10 protein-coding genes are annotated in these 14,419 nt (G+C 43.3%); 6 read left to right on the plus strand and 4 right to left on the minus strand.

From position 1 onward, the window contains the following. The first annotated feature begins 151 nt into the window (after positions 1-151). Genes fdhD through B3C94_RS02455 form a run of 3 tightly spaced genes read left to right on the plus strand, consistent with a single transcriptional unit; the run spans position 152 to position 3,854 of the window. A complete protein-coding gene (gene fdhD, locus B3C94_RS02445; protein ID WP_293898420.1) occupies positions 152-1,033 on the plus strand; it encodes a formate dehydrogenase accessory sulfurtransferase FdhD in 882 nt (293 codons plus the stop codon). 26 nt (positions 1,034-1,059) lie between these two features. Next, positions 1,060-1,410, plus strand: coding sequence for a DUF7009 family protein (locus B3C94_RS02450; protein ID WP_293898423.1), 351 nt, complete (start codon positions 1,060-1,062; stop codon positions 1,408-1,410). A gap of 44 nt (positions 1,411-1,454) precedes the next feature. Next, a complete protein-coding gene (locus tag B3C94_RS02455; RefSeq protein ID WP_293898426.1) occupies positions 1,455-3,854 on the plus strand; it encodes an FdhF/YdeP family oxidoreductase in 2,400 nt (799 codons plus the stop codon). Here B3C94_RS02455 and B3C94_RS02460 read toward each other — a convergent pair. Then, positions 3,842-4,477, minus strand: a complete 636-nt coding sequence (locus B3C94_RS02460) for an NTP transferase domain-containing protein (protein WP_293898429.1) — start codon at positions 4,475-4,477, stop codon at positions 3,842-3,844. The genes B3C94_RS02455 and B3C94_RS02460 overlap by 13 nt on opposite strands. Before the next feature lie 300 nt (positions 4,478-4,777). Between B3C94_RS02460 and B3C94_RS02465 the strand changes: the two genes are divergently transcribed. From B3C94_RS02465 to B3C94_RS02475, 3 genes are read left to right on the plus strand one after another with little or no spacing between them, the layout of a single operon-like run. After that, positions 4,778-5,242 carry a (2Fe-2S)-binding protein gene (locus B3C94_RS02465; RefSeq protein ID WP_293898432.1) on the plus strand — a complete coding sequence of 155 codons (465 nt, stop codon included), beginning with the start codon at positions 4,778-4,780 and terminating at the stop codon, positions 5,240-5,242. A gap of 13 nt (positions 5,243-5,255) precedes the next feature. After that, entirely contained in the window at positions 5,256-5,897 is a 642-nt protein-coding gene (locus B3C94_RS02470) for a hypothetical protein (protein WP_293898435.1), read from the plus strand. A gap of 33 nt (positions 5,898-5,930) precedes the next feature. Then, complete coding sequence (locus B3C94_RS02475) at positions 5,931-8,171, plus strand: xanthine dehydrogenase family protein molybdopterin-binding subunit (protein ID WP_293898438.1); 2,241 nt, start codon at positions 5,931-5,933, stop codon at positions 8,169-8,171. Between the two features lie 7 nt (positions 8,172-8,178). On the opposite strand, the gene B3C94_RS02480 is transcribed toward B3C94_RS02475, so the two are convergent. Genes B3C94_RS02480 through B3C94_RS02490 form a run of 3 tightly spaced genes read right to left on the minus strand, consistent with a single transcriptional unit; the run spans position 8,179 to position 14,350 of the window. Then, the gene (locus B3C94_RS02480; protein ID WP_293898441.1) at positions 8,179-9,648 is read right to left on the minus strand and encodes a rubredoxin; all 1,470 of its coding nucleotides are present in this window, start codon (positions 9,646-9,648) and stop codon (positions 8,179-8,181) included. Continuing rightward, positions 9,638-13,159 (minus strand): nitrate reductase, encoded by a 3,522-nt coding sequence (locus tag B3C94_RS02485; RefSeq protein WP_293898444.1) that lies wholly within the window; start codon positions 13,157-13,159, stop codon positions 9,638-9,640. Before B3C94_RS02485 ends, B3C94_RS02480 begins: the two co-directional genes overlap by 11 nt. An 18-nt stretch (positions 13,160-13,177) precedes the next feature. Next, positions 13,178-14,350 carry an MFS transporter gene (locus B3C94_RS02490; protein ID WP_414712630.1) on the minus strand — a complete coding sequence of 391 codons (1,173 nt, stop codon included), beginning with the start codon at positions 14,348-14,350 and terminating at the stop codon, positions 13,178-13,180. Positions 14,351-14,419 lie beyond the last annotated feature (69 nt).

Consider the following 14,419-nt stretch of genomic DNA (forward strand, 5'->3'; position numbering starts at 1 on the left):
AGCAAAAAGCCTTGTTAGCGAAAGCCTTCAAGATGCTTTTTGAGACTTTTTTTTCCCTTTCTTTAACTACTGTTGTTGTCAATTATTTGGAGCTATAAAGAAGCTTGAGACAATAAATTTTAGTATCTTTAAATAACACGAACCAGCAACTATGGAATCCAATGCGCTACTCGATACGGCCTTAAAACAAATTCAACTCGTCAAAGTCACGGAAGGCGCTGCAGTTTACGCTATAGATAGTGTTTCAGTGGAGGAGCCCCTAGAAATTAGAATAGCGACAACTGTCGACGGGATAATTGAATATAAAAATATTTCAGTCACGATGCGTACTCCAGGCAATGACACAGAACTCGCTATAGGATTTCTATTTACCGAAGGGTTAATTTCCACTATCAGCCAAATCGAAACTGTGGACCGTTTGGATGCCGTTTGCACAAGAAATTCTGATAATATCATTGTTGTGAGACTGGCCGAGGGGGTGGTCCCGAAAACAATAGCCTTAGATCGCAATTTTTACACGACTTCGAGTTGTGGTGTTTGTGGAAAGGGCTCCATTGCGGCCATCAAAACGGTTAGCATATTTAAAGAATTTTCACCAAAGGAAAGCATATTAGAACTAGAAGTCATATACCGTATACCCGATCAGCTTCGTGCCGCACAGGGCAATTTTTCGGCAACGGGCGGAATACATGCCGCAGGGTTGTTTGATCTACAGGGAGAACTTATCGCGTTGCGGGAGGACGTGGGTCGGCATAACGCACTGGATAAGCTCATCGGTTATGCGCTGTCGGATCAAGTGTTACCGTTGCAAAAACAGATCTTGGTGTTAAGCGGAAGGGCAAGTTTTGAACTTATACAAAAGGCGGCGATGGCCGGAATACAGGTTATTGCGGCAATTGGTGCTCCTTCGAGCCTGGCCGTTGAACTGGCGAAGGAATTTGACATCACCTTATTAGGCTTTGTACGTGACCAAAGGTGCAATATATATCATCAGGCAAAACATATTATAATCAATGGTCTGATGAGCCATTGATCAGAATTTGACCAAAACATATAAAGATGAAAATAAGAATTAGAGATAATTCCGTTAGACTACGATTGACCATGTCCGAAATCGATAAATTGGGCGACACGGGTGAAGTTGCTTGTCGCACTGAATTTATCAACCAACCCCTTGTATATCGTATTCTGCAAACGGGTACAGAAGAACTTGTGACTTCTTTTATTGAGAATGAAATCATTACTGAACTATCTGCCAATATGATAAAGGAATTGGTGGAGACAGAAAGAATAGGTTTTGAAGGCCAGTCAGGACCGGTTAAAATTCTCGTCGAAAAGGATTTTGCTTGTATCGATAACACTATGGAGGATCAAAGTGACAATTTTCCGAATCCAAATCTCAAATGCTAAGTGTATAAAACATCCGTTTGAACTGTCCCAAAAATCTACTGGTTATGGAAGAGAACAACAAGCAAAAATTGGAGCAATCAATCCAGGGGGAACCAAAAGCAGAAAACCCCTATAAGCTCTTAGATCTGAAGTTAACGCCAGTTGAAAAGTCGGCGGCCGGCATTCCGGCTGTACTGGCGGCTTTTGCAGATCTTATTGAAGAGAAAACGCTTATTAGAGGTACCAAGGCGCTATTTAAAATGAATCAAGTCGGTGGTTTTGATTGCCCTAGTTGCGCTTGGCCCGATCCTGATGATGAGCGATCTCCTGTGGGGGAGTATTGTGAAAATGGAGCAAAAGCACTGGCGGAAGAAGCTACAACAAAAAGGGTCACGCCAGCGTTCTTTGAGAAAAATTCAGTATATGATCTATCGCAGCTTAGTGACTATGAAATTGGCAAAATGGGCCGTTTAACCGACCCTATGTATTTGCGTCCAGGTGGAACACATTATGAACCAATCAGCTGGGAGGGAGCTTTCGAAAAAATCGCTGAGCAGCTCAATGCTTTAAAATCGCCTCATGAGGCGGCTTTTTATACTTCAGGCCGTACTTCAAATGAAGCATCCTTTGTCTATCAATTATTTGCAAAGGAATTTGGCACTAACAATATGCCCGACTGCTCCAACATGTGCCATGAAACGTCTGGTTCGGCTCTTCGTTCCACGATTGGAATCGGAAAGGGAACAGTCAAACTTGACGATTTTTATGAAAGTGAATTGATTGTCATCATCGGTCACAACCCAGGGACAAATGCTCCCCGTATGATGAGTGCACTGGAGAAAGCCAAAAGAAATGGCGCCAAAATAATCGCTATAAATCCTTTACCGGAGGCTGGATTAATGGGATTTCACAATCCGCAGCAAATCAACGGGATCATAGGAAAAGGAGTGAGTTTGGCCGATCTTTATCTTCCCGTGAAGATTAACGGTGATATGGCACTCTTAAAAGCATTGGAACTTATCTTATTGGACCTTGAAACCAAAAATCCCGGAAAGATCGTTCATCGCGATTTTATTGACAAAAAGACAACCGGATATATTGATTTTGTGAAGCAATTCGATGCACCCGGATATAATCTTGAGCATCTGAGTCATGTTAGCGGGATAGAAATTACAGAAATCCAAAAAGCAGCAGCGCTTCTCGCTTCGAAGAATAAAATTATTTTTTGTTGGGGAATGGGATTGACACAACAACCCAATGGCGTGGATATGATCCGCGAAATCCTCAATATCCTGCTGATGAAAGGAAGTATTGGTATAAAGGGAGGAGGTGTGTGTCCAGTCCGAGGTCACAGCAATGTTCAAGGAAACCGCACAATGCTTATTGATGAGAAACCTACAAGCGAGCAGTTGGATCGTCTTCAGCAGTATTTTGGGTTTAATCCGCCTCGTGAACATGGGTGTGATGTGGTTCACACAATTAAAGCTATGCATGCTGAAAAAATTAAATTCCTGTTTTGCATGGGAGGAAATTTTCTGTCGGCGACGCCTGATACAACTTTTACAGCAAATGCGCTGCGCAAGCTGAATCTATTGGTATCTGTATCCACAAAGCTAAACCGCAGCCATCTCATCCATGGCAAAGAGGCGCTTATTCTGCCCACTTATGGACGCAGTGATAAGGATATTGTCGATGGCGAAGTGCAAATTGTGAGTACGGAAAACTCGATGGGTGTCGTACAGTCTTCTAAAGGTGTACTGGATGCCGTTTCCAAGAATCTAATCAACGAAACGCAGATCGTTTGCCGAATGGCAATAGCAACGCTAAAAGACAAATCGGTAGTCAATTGGAAGCGCTATCACGACAGTTACGATGCGGTGCGAGATGCAATTGAGCAATGCATTCCCGGTTTTGAAAATTACAATGTAAGAGTTCGTCAAAGAGATGGTTTCTATCTACCAAATGCAGCTCGTGATAGGCAATCTTTTGCGCAACAACTTGGAGGAAAAGCGCCTTTCACATTGACCGAGATACCGGATAACCATTTAGATGCGGATGAATATATGATGGCAACAACGCGTACTCATGATCAATTCAATACCACCATCTATGGACTTGATGATCGCTATCGGGGTATAAAAAATGAGCGTCGTGTCATATTTATGAATCAGAAAGATATTGACAAAGCAGGTTTTAAAGCTGGAGACAGCGTGGATCTTTTTAATTACGATGATGGAATAGAACGAATTGCACCTTTATTTTTAATTGTAGCTTATTCTATTCCTGAAAAAAATACAGTCACTTATTTTCCGGAAACCAATGTACTTGTTTCGGTTAATAATGTCGTAAAGGAAAGCAATATGCCCGCGTCTAAATATGTGAAAATTAAAATAAAAAGGCATGATCCCGAAGTGTACAAGAAGGTGGATGCCATGCTTTACAATGGAGCACTTCAGCGGCCTTGACCTTTGCCGGTAATCATTGATTTTGCCAAGGTGGCTTCGGTCGGCGTATTTACATTCGTAAGCGTCTGTCCATCTGGTGCTTGGATGCATAGGGCATGATGTTGTACCAAAACATGACGTGGAGATAATTTATTTTGTACAAACATCTGCTGAAGAATAGACAGACTATGGGGTTCCCAAATAGCAAACAATGGTTCGGGAAAATTGTTCCCTGGGCTTGCAAATGCTGTGGCTATCTTTCGTGGATCGCGTTTTTGAATTAAATGATTGATCGCTTCTGGTCCCAGCATGGGTAAATCACAAGCCGTGACAAGCCAAGCACGCTCTGGCTGAAATTCGAGAGCCGTCAATATACCGCCCATAGGGCCAATATCCACATAACGATCGGAAAGGCATGCATAGCTGGACGTATTCTCTTCGTTGGCGGTTACCTCATTAACCTGTTCCGGACGACAAGAAATATATACGCTTTCGCAGTAGTTCTGTAGCAGGTCAGCTAAATAAAAGCGTTGTTCCTTGCCATGCCAACGGATCTTTTCTTTTGGACTCCCCATACGTTGACTTCTACCGCCAATGAGCACCACACCATTTAATTTCGGAAATCTATTTATATCAGGAATCATTGTGATAGCAATTAATACAATAGCGTTTTGTTGAAGTTACACATTTTAAAAATGGATACAAAAGCTCCATCGCGATATAAGATAGTTTTGTGATCTAACAATACTAAATATCCTTTGAATCTCAATGTCTTCCATATTTAATACCCCAATTACGGAATTTGTTACCCTAATTACGGATTTGCGCAAGAATCTTCTTTTCATATCAATCAAATACTTATTTTTAAGAAAAATCCACTTAAAGTTGAGCTCGATAAAACATCATCCATCAGGTGATGTTTTATATAAATAGAATAAACCATTATGAATTTAATTCGAATCAATAAAAAGGAATATACTGTCGACATAGACAATGAGACACCATTATTGTGGTTTCTGCGGGATCACATAGGTCTAACAGGAACAAAATATGGATGTGGAGTTGCACAATGCGGGGCTTGTGTCGTCCACCTAGATGGTGAAGCTGTGCGCTCTTGCGTAACAAAATTGAAACGTGCCATAGGTAAAGATGTAACTACAATAGAAGGGTTATCCGAGCATGGTGACCATCCTTTACAAATAGCATGGAAAGATGTCGATGTGCCCCAATGCGGCTATTGCCATGCTGGACAGATTATGTCTGCGGCGGTATTGTTACGTGAGCGTCCAAATCCGACAGATCAGGATATCGACGACGCCATGACAGGAAATATCTGTCGATGTGGCACGTATTCCCGCATCCGCAAGGCAATCCATCATGCCGCTGAATTACAAAAACAAAACGGTTAAAAATAAGGATTCTATGGAATTATATAAAGAAAAAAACACCAAAAAAGGCCGTAGAATGCCAATAACCTTAACTGTTATTGCACTGCTTTTAATGGGACTCGTTTCCGCTTTTTCAGAGGATACCAACCAAACAACAGCTTTTAATGCGCCAGTCAGCTCAAAAAAAGATAGCTTAACATCTGTCAATGCCTTTAAAAAGGTCTATGCGGTATTGCAGAGTCCTCGCTGTATGAACTGCCATCCTAAAGGTGACATTCCATTGCAGGGGGACGACAACAGACTCCATGCCATGTTTCCAAAACGTGGGACCGATGGTAAAGGCATCCTTGCCATGAAATGCACGAATTGTCATCAAACCGAAAATACAGCTGGTCTAAAAACACCCCCGGGTAGTCCCGAATGGCATCTACCACCAACAAATATGAAGATGGTGTTCCAAGGACGCAGTGCGCATGAACTGGCCAGACAAATCGTGGATCCCAAACAAAATGGAAACAAAGATCTAAAGACCTTGATCGCTCATGCTGATGATGGTCTGGTCAAATGGGCCTGGACTCCAGGTGAAGGCAGGACATTGCCGCCTATCAGTCATGCTGACTTTAAGAAAGCATGGATCACTTGGTTAACCAATGGTGCTTATGCGCCGACAAAGTAATGTTTTATAGACAGTTTTTTGAAAGAACGAACAATGAAAGCAGACGAAAATACTATCGATAGAAGATCTTTTTTAAAAGCAGCTTTATTGGCTGGAGGAGGAATGATTTTGCAGTTTCATTGGCCAGGCGCCACAGCATTGGCCGCTCATCTCCCAACAGAAACTACAGCAGGTGAACCCTTCTCACTAAATAGTTACATCAAAATTCATCCCGATGGAAAAGTTACGCTCTTTAATCCCAATCCGGAGTTTGGCCAAAACGTAAAAACCTCATTACCCATGATTTTAGCGGAGGAATTGGATGTCAATTGGGAACAGGTGCAAGTCGAGCAGGCCGATTTTTTTCCAGAACGTTTTGAACGGCAATTCACAGGAGGGAGTCAATCTATTCGAAGAGCTTGGCCTGTATTGCGCACAGCAGGTGCGGCTGCCAGGCAGATGTTATTGCTCGCCGCTGCAAAACGATGGTCTGTTGCCGTGAGTGAACTGCGGACCGATGCCGGCCAGGTATTTCACTCGAAGAGCAAGCGCACACTTTCCTATGGTGAGCTGGCATCAGCGGCCGCTTTGGTACCTGTTCCGAAAGATGTTAAGCTCAAGGATGTAGCCAACTTCAAGATTATCGGCTCTTCTAAACATAATGTGGAGATGGACAATATCGTAACTGGCAAACCACTGTTTACGAGCGACTATAAAACGGAAGGTATGCTGATAGCCATGATTGTGCATCCGGCAAGTTTCGGTAGAGAAATTATTGACATAGATGATACAGCTGTGCGGAAAATGCCTGGAATAAAGGATGTGTTTATCATTGAACCTCTTTCTCAAGATTATAAAAAGAACGGGTTTGATGTTATGAGCTATACAAAGCTTGCTGTCATAGTCGGGACGACTACCTGGGAGGTCATGCAAGCCAAAAAAAAGCTGATCATGCAATTGACTGGACCGACCGGAAATGCAAATAATGGAAAGCCAAATTTTTTGGAAAGCACCGAGAGACATTATGCAGACATGGAGCATTATTCCACATTGCCGGCAAAAGTAAGGCGACGGGATGGGGATCCTGAATCTGCCTTTAAAAATGCAGTACGAATTATTGAACGCACCTACACTGCACCATTTCTTGTGCATAATACCATGGAACCAGTCAGTTGTTTTGCGCACGTAACAGCTGATCATGCGGAATTATATGCTCCAATACAGGCACCGGAATTTATCATGTCAACGTTGTCAGCTCGACTGGGACTCGCAAAAGACAAAATAAAAATTAATTTAGCCCGAATGGGCGGGGGGTTTGGGCTACGTGCTTATGGCCACCATCTTGTTGAAGCAGCAGTTATCTCTCAAAAGTTGAGCGCTCCAATCAAGCTTATCTATACCCGTGAGGATGAGGCTACCTATGGGATTTATCGTCCTAGCTATCGTGCTACTTACAGAGCCGCTTTAGATGAAAACAATGAACTTATAGGTTTTCACATTAAAGCAGGAGGGATACCGGAGTCGCCAATTCATGAAAACCGATTCCCTGCAGGGGCGATAGCTAATTACCTTGCTGAAGCTTGGTCTGTACCATCAGCAATAACTATAGGCGCTTTCCGAGCACCTGGGTCCAATTTTATAGCCTGTGCGGAGCAGTCCTTTTTGGACGAATTGGCTTTTGAAATGAAGAAAGATCCAATCGATTTCAGGTTAGAATTGCTTCAACGTGCAAAGGATAAGCCAATTGGACAACGCAATGACTACGATATTGACCGTTATGCAGGTGTCATCCAATTATTAAAGGATAAAGCAAACATAACCGAGAGGCCTCTAGGGACAGGGCGGGGAATGGCGGCATATTTTTGCCACAATACGTATGCTGCAGCAATGGTTGATATTGGCGTAAAAAACGGCGAGCCTTATGTTTTTCAGGCCCTTGCAGCCATTGACTGTGGTATTGTAGTCAATAAGGACGCGGCCATAAACATGGCAGAAGGAGCGCTTACCGACGGGATAGGCAATGCCTTGTATGGCGAGCAACTTTTTATGGACGGTGTACCACAAAAAAGCAATTTCAATAACTATCGGATCATCCGTATGAATGAATCACCAGTTAAATTAGATGTACATTTTGTCGAAAACCAAGATAATCCAACAGGAATGGGCGAACCTGTGTTTCCACCTACATTTGCTGCTGTAGCTAACGCCCTATTTTCATTTAGTGGGAAACGCTATTATAGGCAACCTTTTGTCAAACAATATGTGGATGAAAATGTGTCGGAACAGAAGGCCTAAAGAGTACTCACTTTACCAATTTGCTAAAGGTTAACTTTTCGTTTTCGCAGACACTACAGCAATACGTCTCGGGCAGATCTTCAAATGAAGTCCCGGCAGGGATATCCTGGGTACTATCTCCCCAGATGGGGTCATAGGTGGTCTGACATGCCGGGCATTGATAGGTTACATTGATCGGCTCGGATTCTCCTGTAGTAATCTGTGTAGGTGTAATAGGTAGTTCCTGCGCCAATTCGCTATCTTGAAGCCGATAAAAATCTTCACACAGTGCCAAGATCACAGCTGTAAGTTCTGCGCGCTCCACACGTTTTTGATAGGTAATAAAGTCCCTGGAATTAGGATTAAAGTTTTGTGTATGTTGGACTTGAAACCAAGTTTTGCTTTCCTTGGATTCAATGAAACGCAAAATTACAGATCCCCAAATTCCACTTTTGGGCTGCATTTTAATGCCAAAACACAGTTTGTAAGTACGAATATCCAACCAATTCATACAGTGCACCAATTCCTGTTTGAGGGCTAAGGCAGCGGGATCAAAATCTTCTGTCATCCAATTGAGCTCATTTAGGGCATGGCGCAAATTGATCCGATGTCGATCCAGTACAATATCAAATGAGGATCTTACACTTGCCTGAATATCTTTGATGATGATTGATTTCCAAGGTGTAGTATAGAATTGACCGATCCTGTGTTGCAGACAGAGGTGGCATATGTCGCGTAAAAAAGCGATCGAAAAGGTTTCAGAGCGCCGATACACCCCTAGCCACAGTCTGTCTTGGTAAGTATTAAATCCCTCATAATAGGGGAGTTTAAATGCGGGTTCCAAAAACGGTTGTCCAATGGATTGGAAAAAAAAATTTCCTGAAGCAGTTGCTAAGCTTTCTAATTTTTGGCCCAGCTCTTGTCCTTCGGTTGCCGTTGTGACGAGGGTTTCAATCAGCGTAGACTCGAGAAAATAACAGAGCCTGGCGATGTCATCCGTATTTACCAAGGTGGACCAGGTGTAAAATAAATTGCTTTTTGAGAACCGAAGCTGCAAATGCCAATAATTGCTAATTTCGGAAGTAATGAAATTTAGATTTCCAGTATAGTAAGGTACCAGTGATTGAGTAGAGTCCACAATATTGACTTTTAACCTCGGGTTGAAGTCAAAGCTATCCAAGACATCTTTATATACCCCTTCACGGATCCATGCCCCTTGATTAAAAAGCCCATCTGCCACATATGAGCTCACAATGTTTGGATAGATATCCTGACCAATTTCATAAGCAAACTCCTGGTTGAGTAGTGTATACTCCAATTCTTCAAGCTGTGAATCATTTATCAGAAAATACAATTGTTGCCTACTGCCAAATTTAACCTCTGTAATGCCTGCTTCCTCCAAAGGGATCAATAAATTGAGAAGCTCTCCCGGAGAGATTGCCCCGCCTGAAAGGTTAATCTTAACAAATTGTCCATCTTTCATTATTTTATTTTGCATAGGATTTTACCTCCTTATCCATTTCTACAATATAGTGTTCCAAAATACGCTTCACTTCAGGTTTACAAGATCCACAGCCTGTCCCAGCTCCAGTTGCAGTGCATAACTCCTGGAGATCCGTACATCCATCGCTTAAGCGTCGCTGCAGATTGCCTTCTCCAACCTGACTGCACGAACACACCAGACGACCAATGGCCGCTTCTTTTGCAGTACCGCTGCGTAGCAGCTGCAAACGTTTTTCGCTCAATTCAATTCTGTTTGCAATCAAGTTTTTAAATTCAAGAAATTCATTCTTATCTCCGATTAAGATGGCGCCAACAAGTCTATCCTGATAGATAATACATTTTTTGTAATAACGCTTGGCTTTGTCGATAAAAATAATCTCTTCATAGCCTTCATTTGGTATTTCCGTCAGACCGATGCTACACAGGTCAAAACCTTGTATTTTGATAATATTCATAAAAAGGCTTCCCTTATAATGACTGCTGATATCCCCCTGATGATAATGAGCTACGATAGCTGCCTGTTCTTCGGCGGCTGCCGTAATGCCATAGAGCGTCCCATCAAATTCTGCAATCTCACCAATAGCATAGATTGCAGGGTCACTGGTTTTCAGGTGATGATCCACAACCACGCCTCGCTGGCATAGAAGGCCGGCCTCCTTAGCCAATTCAATATTAGGAGTAGTGCCAATGGCCAAGATAACCGCATCGCATTTGATCTGTCGCCCGCTTTTTAATTCGATCTTTGTCAGTTTATTGCGACCGCAGTATAGCTGCACTTCATCGTTATAGAATATATCACAGCCAAGGTCTACCATTTGTTCATGAAGCAATTGACTTCCCAAAGGATCAAGCTGCCGGTTCAAAAAACGCGAAACGCGTTGTACTACAGTTATTTTTGTTCCATTTTCACGGAGTGAAGCTGCCATTTCCAGCCCCAATAATCCTCCGCCCACGATAACGACATGCGCTTGTTTGGGCAGGTATCGTTTCAAAATATCTGCGTCCGTACGACGACGCATTGTAAAAATACCCGGCAACTGTGGTACATGCTTTGGTAGGCTGGGACGGCTTCCTGTCGCCAATATCAAGACGTCATAATGAGTTTTAATTCCCCGCGAATCCCAGACGTATTTATTGGTTCGGTCAATCTTTGTAACCTGGACACCACGTATATGTTGTATATTGAGTAAAGGCTCCTCGGCATCTTTCATCTTGATTAATTGCTCCCACTGAAGCTCTCCACTTACATAATGCGGCAGCATCACACGATTGTAGAAGGGCAGATCCTCATTACTAAAAACGGTAATTTCATCGACCTTATTTAACTCTCGGAAGGACCGGACAAAGCCATGTGCTCCGGCACCAGCACCTACAATAACAATACGTTCTTTCTTTTTTACATGAGCTTCGACACGTACAGCACAGAATTTAAAATCAGGTTCCTTAGAAATAGGATCCACTAAATCGTTGGTCAGGTTATTGGCCCTATGGAGATCAGATCCCAATAGCTTACCCCAATGCATTGGTAGAAAAACTACGCCCGGTTTGATCGTCTCACTAACCCGTGCTCTGACACGAACTTCACCACGTATCGAATAAACATTTGCCAATTGTCCATCGACCAAGTTGAGCGATGCTGCATCATTTGGGTGAATTTCCAAAAATGCCGTCTGAATATGTTGATTCAGTTTACTTACCTTGCCAGTTTTCGACATTGTGTGCCATTGGTCGCGGATGCGTCCTGTTGTCAAGATAAGCGGAAAATTTTGGTCAGGCAGTTCGCTGTGATTCTGATCAGGAGGGCTATGCAAGTGTGCGCGGCCATTCGGAGTAAGGAATTTTTTATCTTGAAAAAGACGAGCTGTTCCTTGTTTCTTTGTCAAATCAAAAGGCCATTGCACGGTATTCAGGTTGTCAATAAGTGTATAATCCAGGCCGGCAATGTCAATACTTGTTCCGGCCGTTAGCTGGACATGTTCTTTATAAATATCCTGTGGTGTAGGATATGAAAAACCTTTAAATTCCAATTTCTGGGCAAATCGCGATAAGATTTCTGTATCCGGAAGAGCTTCGCCCGGGGGGGCGATAGCCTTATGTAGGTGGCTTATCCTACGTTCTGAATTTGTCATTGTACCTTCTTTTTCAGCCCATGCCGCTGCGGGAAGAATGACGTCTGCAAAGTCTAAGGTCTGCGGTTTGTTGGATATTTCCTGAACGACGACAAATTTAGCCATTTGCAATGCCTTTTCCACCAGCCTAGCGTTGGGAAGGCTGGTGAGGGGGTTGGTGCAAAGAATCCAAATTGCTTTCAATCGTCCATCGGCTAATGCTTCAAACATTTCGGTTGCTGTAAGCCCTGGTTTGTCGCTCACGGCGGTTCCTGACCAGAACTGTTGAAGTTCATCGCGATGTTTTTTATTATCCATATCACGATGAGCGGGCAGAAGATTGGCAAGCCCGCCAACTTCTCTGCCGCCCATAGCATTGGGCTGACCAGTTAGCGAAAAAGGACCGCTTCCCGGCTTCCCGATCTTTCCTGTAATCAGGTTGAGATCAATTAGACTCAGGTTTTTGTTAACGCCCACCACACTCTGATTCAGCCCCATTGTCCACAATGTCAAAAAAGCCTTAGATTCACCGATATATCCAGCTGCGCGCTCAATGTCCTCTGCTGCCAATCCACATATTGCAGCGGATTCCAATAGCGTGCGTTCGAAAACCCGCGCTTTATACGCCTCATAACCTTCGGTATGGTTGTTTATAAAGTCAAGGTCTATATCTCCCTGTTCTATAAGTAATCTTCCCAGCGCGTAATTGAGCACAATATCAGTTCCGGGGTTAATCTGCAGATGCAGGTCAGCCAGTGCACAGGTATCCGTGATACGAGGGTCTACAACAATAATTTTAGTTCCTGGATTTTTAGCTTTGTGCGCTTCTACACGTCGCCAAAGTATCGGATGACACCAGGCCGGATTGGCGCCAGCTACCAAAAAGCAATCAGCAAGCTCGATATCATCGTAACATATTGGCACACTATCTTCGCCCAGCACTTTTTTGTAGGCAGCTACAGCACTGCTCATACAAAGACGGGAGTTTGTGTCAATATTATTTGTACCAATAAACCCCTTGACCAATTTGTTGAGAATATAGTATTCCTCCGTAAGGCATTGTCCGGAAGCATAAAATGCCACGGCATCAGGACCATACTTTGCAATCAGCGTACGAAAGACAGCTGCAGTACGATCCAAAACTTCATCCCATGAAACACGTTGTAACGGACTAGACCTGTGATGGCGCATTTGCGGATAGAGAAGTCTGTCTGAGCGATCGTTGACTGTATATTGCAGATTCATTCCCTTGCTACATAATTTGCCTTGATTGACGGGGTGTTCAGTATCACCCGTAACGGAAATCAGCTGATTTTTTTCGACCGTAATCTTTACGCCACACCCTACACCACAATAGCAGCAGGTACTTTTATAAACACTATTCGACTCTTTGTTCATCGTAAAAGGATCCTAATTTTAGACTTCTAGTGACATATTCTGAACAGCAGATTCAGTTCGAGGGTGGAAGCGCACAAGAAGGACAGTGAAACCTATAAGTAAAACACCAATACCGATGTACTGGAAGGCATCGGCATAACTGAGTGTTTCAGATTTAAAAAGAAATCCGACCAGCATGGCGCCGATATTTCCCCCTGCGCCGACAATTCCGCTTACACTGCCAATGTTATCTTTATTTATGAATGGGACGATACCATAGGTACAGCCATTGGCCATCTTAAGAAAGAGTGCAAAGAGCAACATCGTAATAATGGCAAGAAGCAAGGTGTTCGAAGTGGCGAACAAACTGATGCCGATTCCTTCCAAAAGTAACAGTATGCCCAAAATCATACCCTTCCCTTTCATACCGTAACTTTGCCCTACTTTATCACTTACAATTCCGCCAAGAGCGCGGGCGAATAGATTCATGCCGCCAAAAATACTTGCGAGGGCCCCAGCCAATATAATCCCTGTATCAAAACGATCCATGAAGAAGGTAGCAGCGACATTGTCGACTGTGATCTCTATCCCAAAACAAGCAGCATAGGCGAGAGTGAGGATCCAGACGCGATAGTCCTTGAGCGCAAGCACGAAAGAACCATTTTTCTTTTTATTTGTTCCATGTCCCGCAGACAGTTTATTGAAATTTCCCTGCGGTGTGTCTTGGGTGTACCTATAATAGATAAAGGCCATAATAAGTAAGATAATGCCGGGAACAACCATTGCGATCCGCCAAGAATCAGACTGACTGACGAGGCCCATTCCGACAAATGCTGCTGCGATCAGTGGCATAACCAAATTGGTGATCCCTCCCCCCAGGTTCCCCCAGCCTCCCGTTACGGCATTTGCGGTGCCAATAATACTGGGAGCAAACATCATTGACGTGTGAAATTGTGTGATGACAAAAGACGCGCCGATAATACCGATGAAAAAACGGAATAATAAAAAGGACTCGTAGCTATTGCTCAATCCAATAAGTAAAACCGGAATAGCACCTGCAACCAGCAGAATTGTGTATGAGATTCGTGGGCCAAGTGTATCACACATCTTTCCAACAAATAATCGTGCGATAATAGTTGCCGAAACAGATGCGATTATAATGTTTCCAATTTCACTTTTAGACAGTCCGAGCTGTTCGCGAACCAGTGGCATGAGGGGAGCGACGCCAAACCAGCCAAAGAAACAGAAGAAAAAAGTGATCCATGTGATGTGAAAGGTGCG

This window comes from Sphingobacterium sp. UBA5670, from assembly GCF_002420705.1.
GTDB lineage: Bacteria > Bacteroidota > Bacteroidia > Sphingobacteriales > Sphingobacteriaceae > Sphingobacterium.

Excerpts from the sequence above, each read along its gene's own strand:
- B3C94_RS02455 (WP_293898426.1), top strand. The coding sequence starts at position 1,455 with ATGGAAGAGAACAACAAGCAAAAATTGGAGCAATCAATCCAGGGGGAA.
- B3C94_RS02470 (WP_293898435.1), top strand. The coding sequence starts at position 5,256 with ATGGAATTATATAAAGAAAAAAACACCAAAAAAGGCCGTAGAATGCCA.
- B3C94_RS02460 (WP_293898429.1), bottom strand. The coding sequence starts at position 4,477 with ATGATTCCTGATATAAATAGATTTCCGAAATTAAATGGTGTGGTGCTC.
- B3C94_RS02485 (WP_293898444.1), bottom strand. The coding sequence starts at position 13,159 with ATGAACAAAGAGTCGAATAGTGTTTATAAAAGTACCTGCTGCTATTGT.
- fdhD (WP_293898420.1), top strand. The coding sequence starts at position 152 with ATGGAATCCAATGCGCTACTCGATACGGCCTTAAAACAAATTCAACTC.
- B3C94_RS02480 (WP_293898441.1), bottom strand. The coding sequence starts at position 9,648 with ATGCAAAATAAAATAATGAAAGATGGACAATTTGTTAAGATTAACCTT.
- B3C94_RS02465 (WP_293898432.1), top strand. The coding sequence starts at position 4,778 with ATGAATTTAATTCGAATCAATAAAAAGGAATATACTGTCGACATAGAC.
- B3C94_RS02475 (WP_293898438.1), top strand. The coding sequence starts at position 5,931 with ATGAAAGCAGACGAAAATACTATCGATAGAAGATCTTTTTTAAAAGCA.
- B3C94_RS02490 (WP_414712630.1), bottom strand. The coding sequence starts at position 14,350 with ATGCCACTGGTTCGCGAACAGCTCGGACTGTCTAAAAGTGAAATTGGA.
- B3C94_RS02450 (WP_293898423.1), top strand. The coding sequence starts at position 1,060 with ATGAAAATAAGAATTAGAGATAATTCCGTTAGACTACGATTGACCATG.